The 20,920-nt window shown below is 68.0% G+C and carries 22 protein-coding genes and 1 tRNA gene; 15 read left to right on the top strand and 8 right to left on the bottom strand.

From position 1 onward, the window contains the following. Positions 1-68: 68 nt before the first annotated feature. Positions 69-4,889, bottom strand: a complete 4,821-nt coding sequence (locus ABIC65_RS10135; protein WP_354308417.1) for an Ig-like domain-containing protein — start codon at positions 4,887-4,889, stop codon at positions 69-71. On the opposite strand from ABIC65_RS10135, the gene ABIC65_RS10130 reads away from it, so the two are divergent. The 3 genes from ABIC65_RS10130 to ABIC65_RS10120 all read left to right on the top strand — a co-directional run bounded on the left by ABIC65_RS10130 (position 4,882) and on the right by ABIC65_RS10120 (position 6,871). Then, a complete protein-coding gene (locus tag ABIC65_RS10130; RefSeq protein ID WP_354308414.1) occupies positions 4,882-5,169 on the top strand; it encodes a hypothetical protein in 288 nt (95 codons plus the stop codon). The two genes, ABIC65_RS10135 and ABIC65_RS10130, sit on opposite strands and share 8 nt — an antisense overlap. Positions 5,170-5,172: 3 nt before the next feature. Beyond that, positions 5,173-5,397, top strand: a complete 225-nt coding sequence (locus ABIC65_RS10125) for a hypothetical protein (protein ID WP_354308412.1) — start codon at positions 5,173-5,175, stop codon at positions 5,395-5,397. An 835-nt stretch (positions 5,398-6,232) separates the two neighbouring features. Then, the gene (locus ABIC65_RS10120) at positions 6,233-6,871 is read left to right on the top strand and encodes a phage tail protein (protein WP_354308410.1); all 639 of its coding nucleotides are present in this window, start codon (positions 6,233-6,235) and stop codon (positions 6,869-6,871) included. A gap of 61 nt (positions 6,872-6,932) precedes the next feature. Here the strand turns inward: ABIC65_RS10120 and ABIC65_RS10115 are convergent, their stop codons facing one another. Then, a complete protein-coding gene (locus ABIC65_RS10115) occupies positions 6,933-7,220 on the bottom strand; it encodes a DUF6916 family protein (RefSeq protein ID WP_354308409.1) in 288 nt (95 codons plus the stop codon). Between the two features lie 119 nt (positions 7,221-7,339). Here ABIC65_RS10115 and ABIC65_RS10110 point away from each other — a divergent pair, with 119 nt between their 5' ends. Beyond that, positions 7,340-7,900 (top strand): GNAT family N-acetyltransferase, encoded by a 561-nt coding sequence (locus ABIC65_RS10110; RefSeq protein WP_354308408.1) that lies wholly within the window; start codon positions 7,340-7,342, stop codon positions 7,898-7,900. On the opposite strand, the gene ABIC65_RS10105 is transcribed toward ABIC65_RS10110, so the two are convergent. Further along, positions 7,883-8,461, bottom strand: a complete 579-nt coding sequence (locus ABIC65_RS10105; RefSeq protein ID WP_354308407.1) for an aspartyl/asparaginyl beta-hydroxylase domain-containing protein — start codon at positions 8,459-8,461, stop codon at positions 7,883-7,885. The genes ABIC65_RS10110 and ABIC65_RS10105 overlap by 18 nt on opposite strands. A gap of 92 nt (positions 8,462-8,553) precedes the next feature. Here ABIC65_RS10105 and ABIC65_RS10100 point away from each other — a divergent pair, with 92 nt between their 5' ends. Continuing rightward, entirely contained in the window at positions 8,554-9,702 is a 1,149-nt protein-coding gene (locus ABIC65_RS10100; protein ID WP_354308406.1) for a hypothetical protein, read from the top strand. Between the two features lie 126 nt (positions 9,703-9,828). Here ABIC65_RS10100 and ABIC65_RS10095 read toward each other — a convergent pair. Continuing rightward, positions 9,829-9,903: transfer RNA gene (locus ABIC65_RS10095), tRNA-Thr, on the bottom strand. A 101-nt stretch (positions 9,904-10,004) separates the two neighbouring features. Between ABIC65_RS10095 and ABIC65_RS10090 the strand changes: the two genes are divergently transcribed. Then, positions 10,005-10,142, top strand: coding sequence for a hypothetical protein (locus ABIC65_RS10090; protein ID WP_354308404.1), 138 nt, complete (start codon positions 10,005-10,007; stop codon positions 10,140-10,142). Positions 10,143-10,286: 144 nt separating this feature from the next. Here the strand turns inward: ABIC65_RS10090 and ABIC65_RS10085 are convergent, their stop codons facing one another. After that, positions 10,287-12,083 (bottom strand): aminopeptidase P family protein, encoded by a 1,797-nt coding sequence (locus ABIC65_RS10085; RefSeq protein WP_354308403.1) that lies wholly within the window; start codon positions 12,081-12,083, stop codon positions 10,287-10,289. 117 nt (positions 12,084-12,200) lie between these two features. Next, complete coding sequence (locus tag ABIC65_RS10080) at positions 12,201-12,527, bottom strand: hypothetical protein (protein WP_354308401.1); 327 nt, start codon at positions 12,525-12,527, stop codon at positions 12,201-12,203. A gap of 93 nt (positions 12,528-12,620) precedes the next feature. Here ABIC65_RS10080 and ABIC65_RS10075 point away from each other — a divergent pair, with 93 nt between their 5' ends. Beyond that, the gene (locus ABIC65_RS10075) at positions 12,621-13,355 is read left to right on the top strand and encodes an energy transducer TonB (protein WP_354308400.1); all 735 of its coding nucleotides are present in this window, start codon (positions 12,621-12,623) and stop codon (positions 13,353-13,355) included. 213 nt (positions 13,356-13,568) lie between these two features. Here ABIC65_RS10075 and ABIC65_RS10070 read toward each other — a convergent pair whose 3' ends face one another. Further along, positions 13,569-13,862 carry a 4a-hydroxytetrahydrobiopterin dehydratase gene (locus ABIC65_RS10070; protein WP_354308398.1) on the bottom strand — a complete coding sequence of 98 codons (294 nt, stop codon included), beginning with the start codon at positions 13,860-13,862 and terminating at the stop codon, positions 13,569-13,571. A gap of 49 nt (positions 13,863-13,911) precedes the next feature. Between ABIC65_RS10070 and ABIC65_RS10065 the strand changes: the two genes are divergently transcribed. From ABIC65_RS10065 to ABIC65_RS10055, 3 genes are read left to right on the top strand one after another with little or no spacing between them, the layout of a single operon-like run. Further along, positions 13,912-14,316: a metallopeptidase family protein gene (locus tag ABIC65_RS10065; protein ID WP_354308397.1), complete on the top strand. Its 405-nt coding sequence runs from the start codon at positions 13,912-13,914 to the stop codon at positions 14,314-14,316. Then, positions 14,313-14,882, top strand: a complete 570-nt coding sequence (gene ccmA, locus ABIC65_RS10060; protein WP_354308396.1) for a heme ABC exporter ATP-binding protein CcmA — start codon at positions 14,313-14,315, stop codon at positions 14,880-14,882. The genes ABIC65_RS10065 and ccmA overlap by 4 nt, the downstream gene beginning before the upstream one ends. Beyond that, the gene (locus ABIC65_RS10055) at positions 14,879-15,514 is read left to right on the top strand and encodes a heme exporter protein CcmB (RefSeq protein WP_354308395.1); all 636 of its coding nucleotides are present in this window, start codon (positions 14,879-14,881) and stop codon (positions 15,512-15,514) included. Before ccmA ends, ABIC65_RS10055 begins: the two co-directional genes overlap by 4 nt. Before the next feature lie 191 nt (positions 15,515-15,705). Here the strand turns inward: ABIC65_RS10055 and pyk are convergent, their stop codons facing one another. Next, positions 15,706-17,175, bottom strand: coding sequence for a pyruvate kinase (gene pyk / locus ABIC65_RS10050; RefSeq protein WP_354308393.1), 1,470 nt, complete (start codon positions 17,173-17,175; stop codon positions 15,706-15,708). Between the two features lie 72 nt (positions 17,176-17,247). On the opposite strand from pyk, the gene ABIC65_RS10045 reads away from it, so the two are divergent. From ABIC65_RS10045 to ruvC, 5 genes are all read left to right on the top strand, one after another. Then, positions 17,248-17,622, top strand: coding sequence for a DUF1244 domain-containing protein (locus ABIC65_RS10045; protein ID WP_354308391.1), 375 nt, complete (start codon positions 17,248-17,250; stop codon positions 17,620-17,622). A 37-nt stretch (positions 17,623-17,659) separates the two neighbouring features. Next, entirely contained in the window at positions 17,660-18,985 is a 1,326-nt protein-coding gene (locus tag ABIC65_RS10040) for a metal-dependent hydrolase family protein (protein ID WP_354308389.1), read from the top strand. A 124-nt stretch (positions 18,986-19,109) separates the two neighbouring features. Then, positions 19,110-19,346 carry a DUF2312 domain-containing protein gene (locus ABIC65_RS10035; RefSeq protein WP_010543233.1) on the top strand — a complete coding sequence of 79 codons (237 nt, stop codon included), beginning with the start codon at positions 19,110-19,112 and terminating at the stop codon, positions 19,344-19,346. Positions 19,347-19,429: 83 nt separating this feature from the next. Continuing rightward, positions 19,430-20,173, top strand: a complete 744-nt coding sequence (locus tag ABIC65_RS10030) for a YebC/PmpR family DNA-binding transcriptional regulator (RefSeq protein ID WP_010543234.1) — start codon at positions 19,430-19,432, stop codon at positions 20,171-20,173. Between the two features lie 139 nt (positions 20,174-20,312). Continuing rightward, positions 20,313-20,804 carry a crossover junction endodeoxyribonuclease RuvC gene (ruvC, locus tag ABIC65_RS10025; RefSeq protein WP_354308387.1) on the top strand — a complete coding sequence of 164 codons (492 nt, stop codon included), beginning with the start codon at positions 20,313-20,315 and terminating at the stop codon, positions 20,802-20,804. Positions 20,805-20,920 lie beyond the last annotated feature (116 nt).

Below are 20,920 nucleotides of genomic sequence, written 5' to 3'. Positions count from 1 at the left end.
CCCCGGCCCATCAGCCGTTTTTCCCGAGACGACCGACCAACGCGTCGTGCGGCGACCGGTACGCCGCGTCAGAACTCCTTACCGACCACGACGCGCAGCGTTCCCGCGGTTTCCTGCCCACCGCCGCGATACCCGCCTTCGAGGTCGACCGTCCAGTTGCGCGGCAGTCCCAACCGCGTGCCAAGGGTGAGCTGGTACTGGTTGCGCGACCAGCCGAAGGTGCTGATGCTGTAGAGCGACTGGCCGGGAATGTCGGCATAATCGAGCCGCTGCGCGGCCGCTTCCTGCAGCTCGTGGTTCCACTCGAAGCGCAGCCGCGGCGTCATCGTGACCTCGCCGTAGCGGCGCTCCGTTTCGAGCCGCGCGCCGAGCGTGCCCGTCAGCGAATGGACGTCGCGATGGTCGAACCGCAGATCCATGCGCCCGGCGCCGCTCTCCACATAGCCGTCGAGATTGGCCCGGAGGAATTCGCCGCGCGCGTAGAGCGACCAGCGCAGCGGCCCGCCGTCGCGATCGATCCCGAGCGCCAGCGCGCCGAGGGTGAAGTTGCCGTCGCGACTGCCGAGCGCGGTGGCGTTCGTCGTCTTCTCCAGCCGGCGCGTGATGAAGCTCAGATCGCCGACGCCCACCATGCCGTCGATGAAGGCGCCCTCCACGGGCATCAGGCTGGCATAGGCAGCGACCAGTCGGCTTTGGCTGCGGACCCGTGCCTTGTCGCCGCCGATGCGGCTGACATCGTTGCTGTAGCCGCCGCCGATGCCGACGAGCACGCCTTCAGCCAACTTGATGTCGGCGCCCGTGCTGAGGCCCGACGTGGTCGCGGTGATCTTCGAACGATCGCTGGTCGCATCCTGGGTGCCGATGTCGATCGCGCCGCCGGTCCACAGGGCCACGGACCCCTTGCGACGCGTGCCGTCACCACCTTCGCCATCGTCGCTGCCCTGGGCGGTCGGACGCGCGGCAGGGGCCGTGCCGACCGTCGAACCGGCCATAGCCGCCCGCCGCGGGTTCCCGGGCGCCATGTCGAGGGCGCCACCGCCGTTCATGGCCGAAGGCCTGGTACGGGCGATGGCACCCAGCGCGGGATCCTCGCCCGACATGCGCATCCGCTCGGTGATCGTCGCGGCGTACGCATCGAAGGCAGAGTTGTCGCGCATCATCGGATGCTGGTCCCGCGAGGCCAGGCTGACGCCCATCTGCGGCTTGCTCGAGCCGCCGCCGTTATGCAGCTGCTCGGTGCGGCGCATGAAGTTCGCCACTTGCGTCCGTCCGAAGCGACGTGCCGCTTCGGCCTGTGCGTCGCTGAGCGCGCGCACATTGGGATCGAGCGTTGGATCGGCGCGCGCGGCGACCGTGACGGTAACCGTCGCCGGCGCCGACGTGCCGAAGGCGTTGCTCAACGTATATTGGATGACGATCTTGCCGCCGAAGCGTGCCGCGGGAACGATGTCGAGGCGATAGGCCTGGGTCGCGCCCGAGCCGCTGGCGACCACCTGGGTGACCGCCGCGTCCGTCGGCGTCATGCCCACTACCGCCGCGCCGGTGAACGGGCCGTTGAGCGCGCCGGCGGTCAGGTCGACCGACACGCGCTGTCCGTCGCCCGTCTCTGCCGTCTTGGGCAGCGCCTGCGGGACCGCGGCGACGACCTGGATGGTCACGGCGGCGGGTGCCGACCGCCCGCCCGGCCCGACCGCGACGAAGCTGAAGCTGTCGGGGCCGGAATAGTTCACGTTCGGCGTATAGACCGCCGTAACCGTGGTCACCGCAAGCGGACGCACCCCGCCGCTCGGGGAGGCGGTGATGGTCCGCAGCGTCAGCGTGCCGTGCGACGGCGGCGTCTGGATCTCGATCGACGTGAAGTTGCCGTTGACCAGCGCGGACAGGTCGATCTCCGTATTGACGCCGGGCTGCGCAGCGGTGGCCGCGGGGACGGTGCTGTTGCCCGGTTCCGCGGCCGGCGGGGGCGGCGTCGCGACGGTGACGGTCACGGTCGCGGGCGCGGACGTGCCGCCTGGCCCGGTAGCCGTATAGGTAAAGCTGTCCGCCCCGAACGAGTCCTTGGTCGGGATATAGGTGATCACGCTGCCCGATACGGTGGCGGTACCATGGGTCGGCGCGCCGGCGACCGCAATGCTGGTGTAGGTGCCGGTCACGGACGCGGCGAGATCGATCGGCGTGCCGGGGCTGTTATAGTCCACCGTCAGGCTGCGAGCGACCACGGTCGGCACCGCCGGCGCGTTCACGGTGATGCTCACCGTTCCCGGGGCCGACGTGCCGCCCGGACCCGTGGCCGTGTAGGTGAAGCTGTCCGCGCCGGAATAGCCGGCGGCCGGCGTGTAGGTGACCACGTCGCCCGCCACGCTGGTCGTGCCATGGGCAGGGGCGGTGGCGACGGCGATGCTGGTGTGCACGCCCGTGATCGAGCTGCTGAGATCGATCGCGGTACCGGTGCTGCCGTTCGGGACCGCGACGCCGCTGCGATCGGCGACGGTCGGCGCTGCGGGCGTCGCGACCACGAGACCCACGGTTGCGGGGGCGGAGGTGCCGCCGGGGCCGGTGGCCGTATAGGTGAAGCTGTCCGCGCCGTCATAGCCGGCAGTCGGGGTGTAGGTGACCACGTCGCCCGCCACGCTGGTCGTGCCGTGCGCAGGCGCGGTGGCCACGGTGATGCTGGTGTGGACGCCGGAGATCGACGTCGAGAGGTCGATCGCGGTGCCGCCGCTGTTGTACGGGATCGCCACGCCGCTGCGGTTCGCGGCGGTGGGTGCTGCGGGCGTGCTGACGGTGATGCTCACCGTCGCCTGGGCCGAGGTGCCCCCCGCATTGGTTGCGGTATAGGTGAAGCTGTCCGCGCCATAATAGCCGGCCGTCGGCGTGTATTCGATCGCCAGGCCGTTGACCGTGGCGGTACCATGCGCCGGCGGCGTCGCCACCGCCACGCTGGTGGCGGTAGGCCCGGACAGGGCCGGCGTGATCGAATTCGCGGACGAATTATAGGCGACGGTGGCGCTGACCGGCCCGGTCGTCGGCGCCGAGGGCGGGCTGACCGTGAAGTTGAAATGCTCCACGACGCCATAGGGCGAGCCCGCACCCGCCGTGCTATCCCGCGCAACAACGCTGAAGCCGAACGTACCCGCCGATGTCGGCGTGCCTGACAGGGTACCGTTGGTGGCGAGGCTCAGTCCTGGCGGCAGCGTACCGCTGAACACCGCGTAGGTATAGGGCGCCGTGCCGCCACCGGCGACGAAGTTGCCGGTATAGGCCTGATCGACGGTGCCCGACAGGGTCGGTGGGGTAACCGAGAAATAGGGAATTGTGACGTTCACCGAATAGGCGCGGCTGCCGCTATAAGGCGCGCCCGTGCCGGTCGACTGGTCGGTGGCGGTGATCGTGAAGGCGTAGGCGTTGCTCGCCGTGGCCGTGCCGGACAGCGCGCCGCTGGACGACAGGGTCCAACCCGGCGGCAGCGCGCCGGCGGTGACGGCGAAGGTGTAGGTGCCGTTGCCGCCCGACGCGGTCAGCGTCTGGCTGTACGGCGTTCCTGCGGCCCCGGTTGGCAGACTGGTGGGGGTAATCGTGATCGTCGCCGCGGCGACGGTGAGGGAATAGGCACGGTTGCCGGTGAACGGCGCGCCCGCTCCGGTCGAGCTGTCGGTGGCGGTCACGGTGAAGTTGAAGGTGCCGCCCGCGCTCGGTGTGCCGGACAGCGTTCCGCTGCTGGAGAGCGTGAGGCCCGCAGGCAATGCCCCCGCCGTGACCGAATAGGTGTAGGGCGAGACGCCGCCGCTCGCGGTGATCGCCTCGCTGTACGCGACCCCGGCGGTCGCGCCGGTCAGCGTCGTGGGGGTCAAGGCGATGGTCGGCGCGCCGACGGTGACCGAGTAGCTCTTCGACACCGTATAGGGGCCGCCGCTGCCCGCAGAGGCGCTGTCGGTGGCGGTGACGGTGAAGTTGAAGGTGCCGGTCTGGCCGGGCGTGCCCGTGAGCGTGCTCCCCGAAAGGATCAGTCCAGTGGGAAGCGTGCCCGCGGTGATGGCATAGCTGTACGGTGCGGTGCCGCCACCCGCGGTGAAGCTTTGCGAATAGCTCGTGCCGGCAGTCGCGGCGGGAAGCGCGCCCGCCGCCGGCGACAACGTCAGCGTCGGCGAGGCGATGACCAGCGACAGGCTGCCGGTCGCCTGGGTGAAGCCCGAGGGCGTCGAGCTGTCCGTCACATTCGCGGTGAAGCCGAACGTGCCGCTCGCCGTCGGCGTGCCGGTGATCGTGCAGTTGCTGTTGAGCTGGGTGCCGGCAGGAAGCGCGCCCGAGGCGAGCGTGGTGCTGCAGCTATAGGGCGCGGTGCCGCCGCTGGTGACGATCTGCACGCCGCTCAGCGCCGTGCCGCGCGTGCCGCTGCCGGTCAGGCTGGCGGACAGCGTGGGATTGCTGACCGGCACCGTCACCGTGGCGGGCGCCGAGGTGCCGCCGCCGTTGCTGGCGGTGTAGGTGAAACTGTCGTTGCCCCGATATCCGGCCGGTGCCGAATAGGTGACCAGGCCCGCATTGTTGATCGAGACACTGCCGCCGTTGGCGGTGGTCGCCGATCCGACCGCGTAACTGGTGGGGCTATTCGACACCTGGCCTGCGAGGCTGAATGTTGCGCCGGACGCACCATAGGCAACGGCCGGGGCGGTGTAGGCCGATGCCACGGGCACCGAGACATAGGTGAATTGGTCGGACGCGCTGGTCGCGCTGGTGCCGGCGGCGGTGGTGACGCGCACGTCCACCGTGCCGCTGCCCGCGGGCGATGTCGCGGTGATCTGCGTGGCGCTGTTGACGGTGTAGCCCGCCGCCGCCGTCGCCCCGAAGACGACCGAGGTGGCGCCGCTCAGGCTCGTACCGGTGATCACGACGCTGGTGCCGCCCGCCGCCGATCCCGACGTCGGCGCGATCGAGGTTACCGTCGGGGTGGACAACACCACGGTGCTATCGGAGGCGTTCGCGGTATTCGATGCGCCGCCACCCGACAATTGCACGGAGGGCGTGAGCGGACTCGAAGCGTTGCTGGCGAAGTTCGCGTTCAGCGTGATCGTCGGTCCCGAGCCCGCACTGAAGGCGGTCGTGCGCGTGCATGAGCCTGTCTGGCCCGATCCGCTGCAGCTCCACCCCGAGCCCGAGGCGCTCGAATAGGTCATGCCGCTCGGCAGCGTGAAGGCGGCGGTCAGCGTCGCGCTGGTGGTCGCGCCACCCGAGACGCTGGGCGTGATCGTGTACGCGAGCGACCCGCCCTGCACGGCATTGCCGCTGTGGGTCATCGTAACGCCGAGTGAAGTACCCGCTGAACAGCTTACGTTGATCTGGACACTTCTATCATTTCCGAAGGGCACGGGACTGGTGTTGTTGCCAGTGATGTCGTAGCTCGACAGCCCCACATATAAAGTATCATTGGCGCCGCCAGTCCCGGTGAAGGTGAACGATCCGCTCCCGCTCGCTGCGGTAGAGTCTGGCACCGCTTCAGACGAAGACACAAAGGTGCTGCCATCGTTTCGCGTATAGACGATGAAGACATGTGCGCCCTGCGTGTTGCCGGACCAGGAATAGGTTACCGTTTCCCCGTTTACGGGCGGCTGGCTGAAGTTGTAGTCGGGATCGCCAGCTTGATTGACAGTATAGGTGCGGCTGAAGGTGTTGATCTGGTTGCAGGTAGCTGATGCAGCAAATGCCTGCGCCGGTGCGAAGACGAACATGCCGCCCATGACTGCCGCGCGAAGTTTCCGCTGCGCCAGCCAGGAAGGCCGCCTAGTCGTACGAGCCGATTCCACTGCATCCTTGTGGTGCGTTTCGCTGAAAACAGCAGCAGCAATCCGGCCACAGGCGGACTGCACCTTCCCCAAACCCCAAACCATGTACAAAGCCCCCAGCTGCCCCCCTTAGGGCGCCACACTCTTATAGAAGTTTCACTTTATCGGCAACTGGATACGCCGAAAATGTGAATTCCACGTTATCGCGCTCGTGCATAAGCTTCTAAAATTTGGTGTATTAGTCAAATATTCCGCGCTGCAGCGAACGACACGGACTCTAAGCTGCCACGATGGCGTCCCTTTGCCACGCTATCCAACCGATGCTTCGTCGCCGTTCGATCGCTTTTCCAGAATCGGCTTGCAAAGCGCCGTGATCGTGTATCTAAAATGCCAAGTCGGCATGACCCGTTTTTGATACGGTGCCGTCATGAACGGTTGAGGAGGGGGAAGCCTTGTCGGATCCATTTATTGGCCAGATCATGCACACCGGTTTCAGTTTCGCGCCAGCGGGCTGGGCTTCGTGTAACGGTCAGATCATTGCCATTAGCCAGAACAACGCCTTGTTCGCGCTGCTGGGCACTACCTTCGGCGGCAATGGCGTGAGCACCTTCGCCTTGCCCAATGCAGCAGGTCGATCGTTTCTGGGGCTCGGGCTCAGCACGGCCAGCGGCCAAACCTATGATCCGGGCGAGGTCGGGGGCGCCGAAAACCAGACACTGACAACCGCCAACATGCCCCAGCACAACCACACCGCCACCTTCGTCGGGGCAGCGGGGCAGACAACGGCTAGCGGTTCGCTTCAGGCGTTCACCGGTCAAACCACCACGCAAGTCAATACGCCTGCGGATGGCTCTTTCCTGGCGAACTGTGCGAATGCCGGTCCTGCCCCGGTAAAAATCTACGTTCCGGCGGGCACCGCTGGCACGCCGGTGAACCTGGGCGGCGTCAACATCACGGGTGGCAGCTTTACGCCGCAAGGGTCGGTTCAGGTCGGCCCTGCTGGGAGCAACATCCCATTTTCCGTCATGAGCCCGTTTCTGGCCATGCAAACCAATATCGCGCTGAGGGGGATCTATCCCGCACGCAATTGATCCGGTGGATCAATTGCCCGTGCCCAGTGTATGCGCATGGTGCACTTCGTGCCCTCCGCCGTCAGGAAAAGACGGCCTCGTAAAAGCGACGGTCGGAGGGTTGCAACTGCGTCAGCAAGATAGCGTGTGGGCCGCCCTTTCCGCAGTCGAGCTCATAGGTGCCGTCGATCAGGAAGACGTGGAGCGGCGATTCGAAGAACAGCGAAAAGGGTTCGCGAACATCGAAGCCGCGCAGCGGGCTGCGCCGATCAATACGCTCCAGGGTGATTTCCACGGGATCGGGGAGCGTGGCCACCCGCACCTTGCGGCCGATCCAGGGCTCGAAGTCTTCGGGTGTAAGCAAATGCATCTGTCATCCCCCTCCACATCATGCACAATGTTGTTCGCGACGTATCCTGCCGTGAAGTGTGCAATGTGTGAAGCGCGCGAATGCCGGAATTCTCCATCAGAGAACTATAATTGAACGCGATGGTACCCGGGCTTCGACCTTTTCCTCGCAGTCGGCGCCCTGCGATCGACACCAGCGCGCTGCAAGCCTTTGGGATCACGCTGCGCGCTGCTTCGCTGGAAGACCTTCCCGAACTGTCCGGCCTGTATGCCCAACTCCGCATGCCCGAGCTGTTGTTCCACCCCTGGTCGCAGGCGGAGAAGCGGGCCTTTGCCGAGGAGCAATTCCGGCTCCAGCACCATCATTTCGTTCGGCATTGTCCCCGTGCGGACTTCTGGCTCGTGCTACGGGACGATGCGCCGATCGGCCGCCTGTATCTCGATCGAAGCACGTCCGAATGGCGCATCGTCGACATCCTGCTCGCGGCCGCCTGGCGAGGCCGGGGACTTGGCGCGAGGCTGATCACCTGGGTGCAGCAAAGCGCCGCCGCCGCCGGCGCAAGTGGCGTGGGGCTGACGGTTGCCGTCGATAACCGGCGCGCGCACGGACTCTACGCGCGTTTGGGATTCCATGATGCCGGCGCGGGCGACGGCCTCCACCAACCCATGCGGTGGGATGCGGCCTCAGCCGCTTCCGCATAGTTGCGCATCGAGCCAAGGGCTCATTTCCGCGTCGATCACCAGATGGACGCGCGCGTCGGTGCCGGCATTGTCCACCCGGTGCGGGTCGCTCAGCCGGAGATACCAGACCTCGCCGGGTACCATTACCACGGGCTGGCGATTGACCTCGAACCGCACCTGGGAATTGGTAAGGATGGGGATGTGAAGCCGCACCAAGCCCTCCTCCGCGCAGAGCCCGAGGTCCCGATGCTCGCGGATGCACGATCCGGGCCCCAGCCGCATCAGCCGTACGGAGCGTAAGGCGCAATCGAAGTGGCTGAGCACGTGGCGCAGATAGGGCGCGCGCTGCAACTCCGGCGCATCGACGAAGTCGCGTGCGTCCGGCTGGGCGGCAATCTTCAGGATGGGGTGCTCGGCGCCGACGGGCGCGCGGAGCGGCATGACGCCCCAGTCTCCGCTGTAATTTTGCGGTACGAAATGCGGCGTCCAGATGCTGGCCTCGAGCGCGGCGAGATCGGCGCGGAGCTGCGCCGAGTCGAAGGTCAGCGGCAAGCGCACGCGATCGGGATAGACGTAGCGCATTTCCGCTTCCACGCGACGATTGCCTCCCCCGCCCACGGCCTGCGTTGCTTGCAAAAGCGCCGCTGCGTGCGATCATGCGATGGGGGAGAAGAATGCGCAACGCATTGCAGGCCTTTCAAGCGGCAGTGATGGCTGCGCCCGAGCTGCAACGGCAGCTCGGGGCGTGCGAGCGCCACGACCTCTTCTGCGCGCGTGCGATGGCGGCAGCCGGTTCGTTGGGACTGAAGCTGGTGCCGGATGCGCTGGCGCCCCGCGCCCGCGCGGCATCGGTCGAGCCAAGCTCGGCCTGGCCTCCACGCGCCTGGCTGCCGGTGCGGATCGTCGAGTCGGATGTCGGGCACCTGGTCGACTGGGCCTATTTCGGCGATGATCCGCTGCAGGACAGCTTCTTCGACGATTCGATCCAGCGCGCGCTGTCGCGGCCGTTCAATCGTGTTTTCCGCCACGTCACCAGGCTCGACGATTTTATCGACAACGCGCCGGTGGACGAAGCAGCACCGCTACGCGGGCTCGTCTACCATATGTCACGCTGTGGCTCGACGCTGGTCGCGCAGATGCTGGGCGCGCTTCCTGCGACACTGTCCTTGTCCGAACCCGGGCCGTTCGATGCGGCCGTGCGTCTCGCCATGGCCGGGAACGACCTGCGGGGCGAGCGTGGCGCCGCATTGCTTCGGGCGATGGTGGCGGCGCTGGGACGCGCGCGGAACGGCGAACGGCAATGCTTCATCAAATTGGACAGCTGGCACATCCTCGCATTTCCGCTGATCCAGGCTGCCCTGCCGCACGTGCCATGGGTGTATCTGTTTCGAGACCCGGTCGAGGTGCTGGTCTCGCAGATGCGGATGCGCGGGTACCAGACAGTGCCTTCGCTCGTACCGCCCGGGCTATACGGCATCGGAGACGATCCGTCCGGCCCCGAGGCGCTGTGCGCCCGGATCTTCGCGAAGCATCACGAGGCGGCGATCCGGGCGCTTGCCGAACCGCTTGGCATGGCGATCGACTATGCTGACCTACCGGACGCGCTGGTCGATAGAATAGCCCCGCATTTCGGGCTTTCGCTGACACAGGTCGAGACGGTGGCGGTGGCGGACGCCGGCCGCAGGGACGCGAAGGCGCCCGAATGCCTATTTACCGATGACCGTGAGAGAAAGAAAAGGCTGGCGAGTGACGCTGTACTGGAGGCGGTTCGGCGACATGTCTGCGAGCTTCACGCCAAACTCAGGGGCGCAGCGCGCCGGTGAAGCTCTTTTGAAGCGGCGCTGCGCTGGCCAGGACCAGGGGGATCAAGACGAGGGAACCGATATCTCGAAGAATCCGGGGCCGTGGCGGTCGCACCGCGGATGTCTAGGGATGATCGGGAGGGAAAATGGTGCTGCCGGCGAGGATTGAACTCGCGACCTCAGCCTTACCAAGGATGCGCTCTACCACTGAGCTACGGCAGCACTGTTTTCCAACCGCGGCGACCAGCGCCGTGCGGGAGGGGCCTATTTGCTTGGAGGCCCGTGATTGTCAACCCGCATCATGCCGGTTTATCGCTTTTCGCATGAAGGATGTGGATAAGCAGGCCCGACTGGCCGAAAAACTGCGCGAGAACCTGCGGCGGCGGAAGGCCCAGGCGCGCGGCGTGAAGGCGGAAGGGGCCGGGCAGGGGGAGCAGGGGCCCCCCGAATCGGCGGATTGACCAGATCCTCCCCGGAACGGGGAGGGGGACCGCCGCCGTAGGCGGTGGTGGAGGGGGTTCTCCACTTGGGGTGTCCCGTGCGGCGGTCCCCCTCCACCATGCTGCGCATGGTCCCCCTCCCCGTGCCGGGGAGGATGTTTTAGTTCACCCGATCGGCGCGCACTTGGCTTCCAGCCAGGCCCGCTCCTCGCCCTCCAGCTGCGGGCCAACGATCGCCAGCACCTCGGCATGGTACGCATCCAGCCAGGCGCGCTCCTCGGGCGTCAGCAGCTCGGGCAGGATCAGGCTGCGCTCGATCGGCGCGAAGGTGAGCGTCTCGAACGCCAGCATCGGCTTGTCGCCGCCCGGGATCGTCCGCTCGACGATGTGGACGAGGTTCTCGATCCGGATGCCGTACTCGCCGGCCTTGTAATAGCCGGGCTCGTTCGAGAGGAACATGCCCGCGCGCAGCGGCTCCAGCGCCTGCCCGCCCGGATAGGAGGGCGGGGCAATGCGCTGCGGACCTTCGTGCACCGACAGATAGGCGCCGACGCCGTGGCCGGTGCCGTGCGCGAAATCGAGGCCCGCTTCCCACAGCGGCCGGCGCGCGAAGCCGTCGATCTGCGCGCCCGTCGTGCCGTCGGGGAAGATCGCGGTGGCGATCGCGATATGGCCCCTGAGCACGCGGGTGAAGCGGTCCTTCATCTCGTGGCTCGCTTCGCCGACCGGCATCACGCGCGTCACGTCGGTGGTGCCATCGCCATACTGCCCGCCCGAATCGATCAGGAACAGCTGGCCACGTTCGATCGGCAGGCTCGATTCGTCGGTGACCTTGTAGTGCGGGATCGCGCCGTTGGGGCCGGTGGCAGAGATGGTGTCGAAGGACAGGTCCTTGAGTCGGCCCGTCGCCTCGCGGAAGTCGCGCAGCTTGTCCGCCGCCGATATTTCGGTGACGCCGCCCTGCGGCGCGGTTTCCTCGAACCATTTGAGGAAGCGGCTGAGCGCGGCGCCGTCGCGCGCCTGCGCCGCCTTGTGCCCGGCGACTTCGGCGGGGTTCTTGATCGCCTTGGCGAGGATCACCGGATCGCGCAGCGCGACCACGGTGGCGCCGCCCGCTTCCAGCCCGTCGAAGATCGCCGACACCGCCGTGCCCGGATCGGCGACGACGCGCTTGCCCGAAAAGCCGCCCAGCGCCGGCGCGAAGGCGGCGCGATCCTGGATGCGCACCGCGTTGCCGAGATGCTGGCGCACCGCATCGGTCACCTTCTCCGGCGCGACGAACAGGTCGGCGGTGCCGTCGGCATGGATCACCGTATAGGCGAGCGCGACCGGCGTGTGGGTGACGTCGTCGCCGCGGACGTTGAAGGTCCAGGCGATCGAATCGAGCGCGGCGATCACCACCGCGTCGGCGTTCCGCGCCTGCAGCCAATCGGCGATCTCGGCGCGCTTGGCGGCGGAGGACTTGCCGGCCAGCGCCTCGTCCAGCACCGCGAGCGGCGCGTCGGACGGGCTGGGCTGGTCGCCCCAGACCACGTCGATCGGGTTGCGGGTGACGGGAACGAGCGTCGCGCCCTTTTCGGCCAGCGCCTTGCGCGCTTCCTCCACCCAGGCACGCGTGTGCAGCCAGGGATCATAGCCGATGCGGCCGCCGTTCGGGGCATGCGCACCCAGCCAGTCGGCGACGCTGGTCGCGGGCACGCCGACATATTCCCAGTGATCGGCCGAGACCTGCTGGCGGACCTGGAGGGTATAGCGCCCATCGGTGAAGATCGCCGCTTCCTGCGGCAGCACCACGGCTGTGCCGGCCGAACCCTGAAAGCCGGTGAGCCAGGCCAGCCGCTGGGCATAGGCGCCGACATATTCGGACATGTGCTCGTCGGTGAGCGGTACGACGAAGCCGTCGAGCGCATCCTGCGCGAGTTGCGCGCGCAGCGCGTTCAGACGATCGGCATAGCTGGACATACGCGTACTTCCTGCATCTTCGGGGGCGGCGCGAAAGCGCGTCGCGGGAATGGCCGGTTTTTGGCCGATGCAGGCAGTTTTGGAAAGGGGCGGGACCGGGCCCGCCCCTCCGCTCAATCAGCGACGAACGCGCACATAGGTGCAGCGGTTCTTCGCGGTCATCGAGCGATCGATTGCGCGGCCGCCGAGCGCGCCGGCGACGCCGCCGGCCGCCGCGCCGAGCAGGCCGCCGCCGATGATCGCCGGGCCGGCCACCGCACCGGCGACGCCGCCCGCGATAAGGCCGGCCTCGCCCTTCGACTTGCGGCACTTCTTCACATAGCGATAGTTGCGGCTGGACTTGGACTTGCCTTCGTAGCGCGACTGGGCGCTGGCGGCGCTGATCGGCATCGCGACCGGCATGACCAGGGCAAAGGCGGCGAGCGCGGCGATTGTCTTACGCATATTCGGACCCCATCTTCGGTTCGTGTTCGATGCGTATCAATGTGTCATGCCACATTTCGGTTGCATGAACCCGCAACGATCGGGGCGAATCCGGTGATCTCCGGAGGGTCCCGGGCGCGCGGTGCGGTGGCGGCGATCGCGGTGGAGGCGCTGCTGGCAGCGCTTCTGTTCGCCGGATTGCGCGCGCAGACGATAATCCGCGCCGATCCGGATGCGAACCTGCTGAGCTTCGACGTGCCGCCACCCCCGCCGCCGCCCGCACCCGAGCCGGCCAGGCGGCGCGCGGCGCCCAAGGCCGAGGGCGCGTCGGCGGCGCCAAACCGCGTCTCCAAGGCGACCGAGGTCGTCGCACCGCCGCCGCCGGTGATCCTCCAGCCGCCGCCGCTGGTGACCGCGCCCAAGCCGGCCACCGCCAGCGATTCGTCGTCCGGTGCGGCACCCGTGGCGGGACCGGGGACGGGCGCGGGGGGCGAGGGCGACGGGACCGGCAGCGGCGGGCGCGGCAATGGCCCGGGCGGCGGGGGCGGCGTGCCGCTCCGCTGGATCGGCGGCCGGATCACCGATGCCGACTATCCGCGCGGGGCGCTGAACGCCGGGGCCAGCGGCACGGTGGGGCTACGCTTCGTGGTCGGCGTGAACGGGCGCGTTTCGAGCTGCACCGTCACGCGGAGCAGCGGCAATCGCGATCTCGACGACACCACCTGCAAGCTGATCCAGAAGCGCTTCCGCTATGTGCCGAGCAAGGATGCGGCGGGGCGGGTGTACGCCGATACGGTAACCGGCGAGCATCGCTGGGACCTGTACGAGCGCCCGGATGCGAGGGAGTGAGCCATTTCGATCCTCCTCCCGCTTCTTACAATCCCCCTCCCGCCTGCGGGAGGGGTTAGGGGAGGGTGTGTAAGGGAAGCGGGCGAGACGCTGCGGGGGCGGTCAAGCAGTACATCTTCGAGATTTCAACCTTTGCCTCCCTCCCTCACCCTCCCCCGTCCCCTCCCGCAAGCGGGAGGGGGGCGCTAGGGCCGCGACTCCAGTTCTTCGTCCTTACCCCTTCACCAGCGCATCGATCGCCGCCGCCAGTTGCAGGTCCCTGGTCGAAAGCCCGCCCGCGTCATGCGTGGTCAGCAGGATGTCGACCCGGTTCCACACGTTCGACCATTCGGGATGATGGTCCGCCTTCTCGGCGATCAGCGCCACGCGGGTCATGAACGCAAAAGCCTCGGTGAAGTCGGCGAACAGGAAGCGGCGGGTGATCGCGTCGCGCCCCGGCTCGTAGTTCCACGCCGGCAGTGCCGCGAGCGATTCCTCGCGCAGGCCGTCGGTCAAACGCGCTACCATGGTATCCCCTCCTTGCTCGTTCTCTGCCGCTCCGCCTATGCATTCGGCCATGCCGGAGCAAGCGCCAACCTTCGCCCCCGATGCCGCCCTGATCGAGCGCCTCGCCCGCGCTACGCTGGCCCGCATTCCCGAACCCTTCCAGGCGCATCTCGCCGACGTGGTACTGCTGGTGGAAGAGTTCGCCGACGAGGAGACGCTCGACGCGCTCGGCATCGACGATCCCTTTGCGCTCAGCGGACTCTATCACGGCCGGCCGATCGGCGAGAAATCGGCGTTCGATTCGGGCGGCCTGCCCGATCGCATCCACCTCTATCGCCGCGCGATCCTCGACGAATGGGTGGAGACCGGCGAATCGCTCGAGCGGCTGGTCCATCATGTCGTGGTCCACGAGGTCGGCCATCATTTCGGGCTGTCCGACGACGACATGCACGCGCTGGAAGACGCCGCGGATTGAACCCAGGCCTCGCCTTTGACGCCGTGACCTGCCTGCGCGGCGGGCGGATCCTGTTCGAGGGGCTCAGCTTCGCGCTCGGGCCCGGCGAGGCCGGGCTGGTGCTCGGGCCCAACGGCGTCGGCAAGTCGAGCCTGATCCGCATCGCCGCCCGGCTGCTCGCCCCGTTCGGCGGGCAGGTGACGGGGGACGGCGCGCGGGCGCTGCTCAGCGAAACCGCCGCGCTGGATGCGGAGCGGACGCTCGCGGGGGCGCTCGGCTTCTGGGCGGGGCTCGACGGGCGCGGGGACGCGGTTGCCGATGCGCTGGACGCCGTGGGGCTGGCGGATATCGCCGATGTGCCGGTGCGGCTGCTCTCGACCGGCCAGCGGCGGCGCGCGGGCTTCGCGCGGGTGCTGGCGAGCGGCGCGCCCGTCTGGCTGCTCGACGAGCCGGGCAATGGGCTCGACACTGCCTCGGTCGCGCTGCTGGAAGCGCGGATCGCCGCGCACCGTGCCGCCGGCGGCGTCGTGCTGGTCGCGACGCACCAGCCGATCGCGCTGCCGGGCGCGCGGGAGATCGCGCTGTGATCGCCCTGGTGTGGCGCGAGTTGCGGCGTGCGTGGAGCAGCGGCGGGCTGGTGCTGCCGATCGCCTTCTTCCTGCTGGTCGCGATCCTGTTCCCCTTCGCGGTGGGTCCCGACGGACGGCTGCTCGCGCGGATCGGCGGCGGGGTGATCTGGGCGGCGGCGCTGCTCGCCGCACTGCTCCCGGTCGAGCGATTGGTGACGCCCGATGCCGAGAGCGGGGTGCTCGATCAGCTCGTGGTACGCGGCTTCTCCGATGCCGGGATCGCCGCCGCCAAGATGCTCGGGCATTGGCTCGGCTTCGGCCCGGCGCTGCTGGCCGCGACCTGCGTGGCGGCGGCGCTGCTGCACGTACCGGCCACGGCGCTGGGCACGATCCTGCTGGGGCTGGCGATCGGCACGCCCGGGCTGGCGGCGCTGGGTGTGGCGACGGCGGCGCTAGTGGCGGGATTGCGGGGCGCGGGTGCCTTGGCGGGGCTGGTGATGCTGCCCTTCGCGGTGCCGCTGCTGATCTTCGGTGCGGGCGCCACCAGCGGCGAGCCCGGCGCGATCAAGCTGCTCACGGCGATCAGTCTGGTGCTGGTGGCCGGCTGCCCCTTCGTCGCCGGCGCGGCGATGCGGATGGGGCGGGGGTAGACGATCGGCAAAATCCTCTCCCTTGAGCGAGAGGATAGCGAAGCTTGGCAGCTTGCTGCCTAGCGCAGCTTGGAGAGGGTGAGCGAGGCGTAGCCTCGCACGGCTGCACCCTGGCAGCATTCCCCTCTCCCTCCCACCGCCTCCGGCGGCGGGCTCCTCCCTCTCCCCGGTGGGGAGAGGGCGCATAGGCGTCAGTTCCCGTCCGGACCCGTATAGCTGCTCAGCTCGTCGCCGAGCAGGGTCACCACGTGGAGCACGTTGGTCGAGCCCGGCGTCTTGAACGGCACGCCGGCGCAGACGATCACCCGGTCGCCCGCCTTGGCGAGACCGTGGCGCAGCGCCATGCGCTTGGCCTTGGCGACCATCTCCTCGAACGAGTCGACGTCGCGCGTCTGCACCGCGTGGGTGCCCCACAACAGGCCGAGGCGACGCGCGGTTTCGCGTTCCGGGGTCAGCACCAGGATCGGCACCAGCGGCCGCTCGCGGGCGATGCGGCGCGCGGTCGAGCCGGAGCTGGTGAAGCAGATGATCGCCGAGGCCGACACCGTTGCGGCGATGTTCTTCGCCGCTTCGGCCAGCGCATCGGCGGTCGTCGGGTCGGGCTTGGTCACGGTGAAGTGGACGCGGTCGCCATGCGCCGGATCGCGTTCCACCGCATCGGCGATCGAGTTCATCATCGACACCGATTCGATCGGCCACTTGCCCGCGGCGCTTTCGGCCGAGAGCATGATCGCGTCGGCGCCGTCATACACCGCCGTCGCCACGTCCGAGACTTCGGCGCGGGTGGGCGAGGGGCTCTCGATCATCGACTCGAGCATCTGCGTCGCGACGATCACCGGGCGGCCCAGGCGACGCGCCGATTCGACGATGCGCTTCTGCAGCGGCGGCACGGTCTGCGGCGGCAGCTCGACGCCGAGATCGCCGCGGGCGACCATCACGCCGTCGCACTGCTCGAGGATCTCCTCGAGGCGCGCGATGGCCGAGGGCTTCTCGATCTTGGCGAGCAGCGCGGCCTTCCCGCCGATCAGCCGGCGGGCCTCCATCAGATCCTCGGGGCGCTGGACGAAGCTGAGCGCGATCCAGTCGGCGCCCTGCTCCACCGCGAAGCTGAGGTCGCTGCGGTCCTTCTCGGTGAGCGCGGCCAGCGGCAGCACCATGTCGGGGACGTTGAGGCCCTTGTTGTTCGACAGCGCGCCGCCGACCTCGACGATCGTGGTCAGCCGGTCGGGCGCGACGTCGGTCACGCGCAGCACCAGCTTGCCGTCGTCAAGCAGCAGGCGCGCATCGGCGTGCGCGGCTTCGAAGATCTCGCGGTGCGGCAGCTCGACGCGGGTGGCGTCGCCTGGGGTGGGGTCGCGGTCCAGCGTGAACTGGTGGCCGGTGACCAGCATCACCTTGCCCTCGGCGAACTTGCCGACGCGCAGCTTCGGGCCCTGCAGGTCCGCCAGGATCGTGGTCGGGCGGCCGGTGGTCGCCTCCATGCCGCGGATCGCCTCGAACAGCGGGATCTTGGAGGCCTGGTCGCCATGGCTCATGTTGATGCGGAACGCATCGGCGCCGGCGCGGAACAGCTTCTCGATCATTTCGGGCGACGCGCTGGCCGGTCCCAATGTTGCCAGGACGCGCACCTTGCGCGAGCGGGGGGAGATCGCCTGTGTCATCGTTGTCTTCCTCGGCTTGTGCGTGCCCGCCTCTAGCCCCAAATGCGTTAACATCAACTGCGGAGGTGCCAAATGGATGAACTAGATCGCCTGGATGACGCAACAGCAGCCAAAGCGTTCCGCCGGCTGGTGCGCCATCTGCGCCACCGGCACGATGCTCAAAACATTGATCTGATGGGGCTTTCGGGCTTTTGCCGGAACTGCCTGGGCGACTGGATCCACGAGGCGGATCCGAGCATCGCCAAGGCCGATGCACGCCGAATCGTCTACGGGATGGAGCAATCCGAGTGGAAGGCGAAGTACCAGAGCGAGGCCACGCCCGAGCAACTGGCGCGCATGGAAGAGAGCCTGAAGAAGAACGAGGGCCGCGACGACGAACTCGACGAGGCGCTTGACGAGAGCTTCCCGGCCAGTGATCCTCCCAGCATGACCGACCCCCACGCCTGAGGCGGGCCTGAAACGGGGGCGACAGGGGGAGACGGGAATGAAGACGTTGTTGCTGGCCGCGCTGGCCTGTTCCGTGGCCATTCCCGCTTTTGCCCAGCCTTCCTCCAAGGTCACCTATGTCCAGGCGGGTCGTCTGCTCGACAAACCCGGGCAGACGCCGCGCGGCAATAGCACCCTGATCCTGCGCGACGGCAAGGTTGCCGAAGTCCGCGACGGCTTCATCGCGCCCGAGGCTGGGGCGACCCTGGTCGACCTGCGCGACAAGTTCGTGCTGCCGGGGCTGTTCGATCTTCACGTCCACCTCTTCTCCGAGGGCGACCCGGTGAAGGAGCGGATGAACGCGCTCACTGAAGACGAGGCCGACGAATTCGTCATCGGCATCGAGGATGCGCGGCGCGACCTGGAAGCAGGCTTCACCACCGTCCGCGACCTCGGCAGCAATCCCCGCGCGATCCGGGCCCTGCGCGATGCGGTGGAGCGTGGCGCGATCGCGGGTCCGCGAATCGTCAATGCCGGGCGGATGATCTCGGTCTCGGGCGGGCATGGCGACGGCACCAACGGGCTTGCCGAGGAATTTGCCGAAGCCGTGGCGCACCGCCAGATCAACACCTGCGACGGCGCCGATGATTGCCGCCGTGCGGTGCGCCAGCAGATCGGCCTCGGCGCACAGGTGATCAAGTTCGCCGCGACCGGGGGTGTGCTCTCCAACGTCGCGGGCGGTCTCGGCAAGCAGATGTCCGACGAGGAGATGAAGGCGATCGTCGATACGGCGCATGCCTTTGGCCGTCGCGTTGCGGTCCACGCCCATGCGGCGGAAGGCGTGCGCGGTGCGGTGGAGGCGGGGGCCGATTCGATCGAACATGGCAGCTTCCTCGACGATGCGACGATCGCGGCGATGAAGGCGCACGGCACGTGGCTGGTGCCGACGATGATCGCGCCGGTGACCGCGCTCGCCAATGCCCGCGCGGGCAAGCTGCCGCCAGCGACGATTCCTAAGGCCGAAGCGGCTGCGGCCGCCGCTGCCGCCAGCCATGCCAAGGCGATCAAGGCGGGGGTGAAAGTCGCATTCGGCACCGATACCGGCGTGTCGCGTCACGGCGAGAATGCAAAGGAATTCGCGCTGCTGGTCCGCGCGGGGCTCACGCCGGCGGGAGCGATCCGCGCTGCGACACTCGACGCCGCCGATGCGCTCGGGCGGAAGGACCAACTCGGCTCGCTCGAACCCGGCAAGGCGGCGGACCTGATCGCGGTGGCGGGCGATCCGCTGCAGGACGTGACCGTGCTGGAGCGTGTCGACACGGTGGTGCGCGGCGGCGTGGTGCACAAGCTGGGCGGCAGGCGGCAGGTCTTCCCGCAGGACTGAGGTTGAGCGAAGGCGCCGGCTGGCGTACAGGGCCCGCCTGATTCCTTTCTCTTCGGACGGTCCGGCCCGCGCGGTCTCGCGCGGCTGTCTCGTCCGATCCCATGCTTCAGGAGCTAGAACACCCATGTCCGACAATATTTCCGCCGAGCAGCTCCGCCTCCTGATCGAGCGTGTCGAGCGTCTCGAAGAGGAGAAGAAGGGCATCGCCGACGACATCAAGGACGTCTATGCCGAAGCCAAGTCGACCGGCTTCGACGTCAAGACGATGCGCACCATCGTCCGCCTGCGGAAGATGGAAAAGCATCACCGCGAAGAGGCCGAGATGCTGCTCGAGACCTACAAGCAGGCGCTGGGCATCTGAGCCCCGCAATGGCGCTCGGCGGCCAACCGCGCTAAGGCGAGCGCTTTCCACCTTCTCCAAACCGCAGGCAGTTCGGGTTCACCATGGCAGGCCATTCCAAATTCAAGAACATCATGCACCGCAAGGGCGCGCAGGATAAGAAGCGCTCGGCGATGTTCTCCAAGCTCAGCCGCGAAATCACCGTGGCGGCAAAGATGGGTCTGCCGGACCCGGACATGAACCCGCGCCTGCGCGCCGCGATCAACGCCGCCAAGGCGCAGTCGATGCCCAAGGACAACATCCAGCGCGCGATCGACAAGGCGAGCAAGGGCGAAGGCGATAATTACGAAGAGATCCGCTACGAGGGCTTCGGCCCGGCGGGCGTCTCGCTGATCATCGAGGCGCTGACCGACAACCGCAACCGCACCGCGACCAACGTGCGCACCGCGGTATCGAAGAACGGCGGCAACCTCGGCACCGCCGGTTCGGTGAGCCACGGCTTCGACCGCCTGGGCCTGATCTCCTATCCGGCGAGCGCCGGCGACGCCGAGAAGGTGTTCGAGGCGGCGCTGGAAGCGGGTGCCGAGGACGTGACGAGCAGCGAGGACGGCCACGAGATCTGGACCGCGCAGGGCGACCTGCACGAAGTCGCCAAGGCGCTGGAGCCGGTGCTCGGCGAGTCCGAGGGCGCCAAGCTCGCCTGGCGGCCGCAGACGATGGTGACGGTGGGCGCGGACGACGCGGCGACGCTGTTCAAGCTGCTCGACGCGCTGGACGACGACGACGACGTCCAGACGGTTTGGGGGAATTACGAGATCCCTGACGACGTGATGGAGAAGCTGGGTTGATCTACTTGCTCCTCCCCGGAACGGGGAGGGGGACCGCCGCGAAGCGGTGGTGGAGGGGGGCTCCCCCGATGGACTCGCTGGTGGAGAGCCCCCTCTACCAGCCTTCGGCTGGTTCCCCTCCCCGTGCCGGGGAGGATCTGTGATCATCCTCGGTCTCGATCCCGGCTTGGGCACCACCGGCTGGGGGCTCATTCGCGCCGAGGGAAATCGGCTCGGCCATGTCGCGCATGGCAAGCTGGTCACCGACACCAAGGCCACGCTGCCGCACCGGCTCGCCCATCTCGATGCGATGCTCGCCGCGCTGATCGCCGATCATGCCCCCGAGGCGGCTGCCGTCGAGGAAGTGTTCGTCAATTCCAATGCGCAGTCGACGCTCAAGCTCGGCCAGGCGCGTGGGGTGGTGCTGTGCGCCGCGGCGCGGGTGGGGATCGATGTCGGCGAGTACAAGCCGAGCACGGTCAAGAAGTCCGTGGTCGGGGTGGGCAATGCCGACAAGGAGCAGGTCCACGCGATGGTCTCGCGGCTGCTGCCGGGGGTGAAGATCGTCGGCGCCGATGCGGCCGACGCGCTTGCGGTGGCCATCTGCCATGCGCATCATCTGGCGAGTGCGCGGTTCGGGGTTCTTCGGTAGCGGCCACTTCGCAATTGTCGTCATGCCGGCGAAAGCCGGGATCCAGACGCCCCTCGCTACCAGCGAGAGCCGCTACGGCGACCCCAATGGATCCCGGCTTTCGCCGGGATGACGGC

The organism is Sphingomonas trueperi, from assembly GCF_040545665.1.
Classification (GTDB): domain Bacteria; phylum Pseudomonadota; class Alphaproteobacteria; order Sphingomonadales; family Sphingomonadaceae; genus Sphingomonas; species Sphingomonas trueperi_B.
Note: the sequence above shows the minus strand (reverse complement) of the source record. Positions and strands in the feature narration are given on the sequence as shown.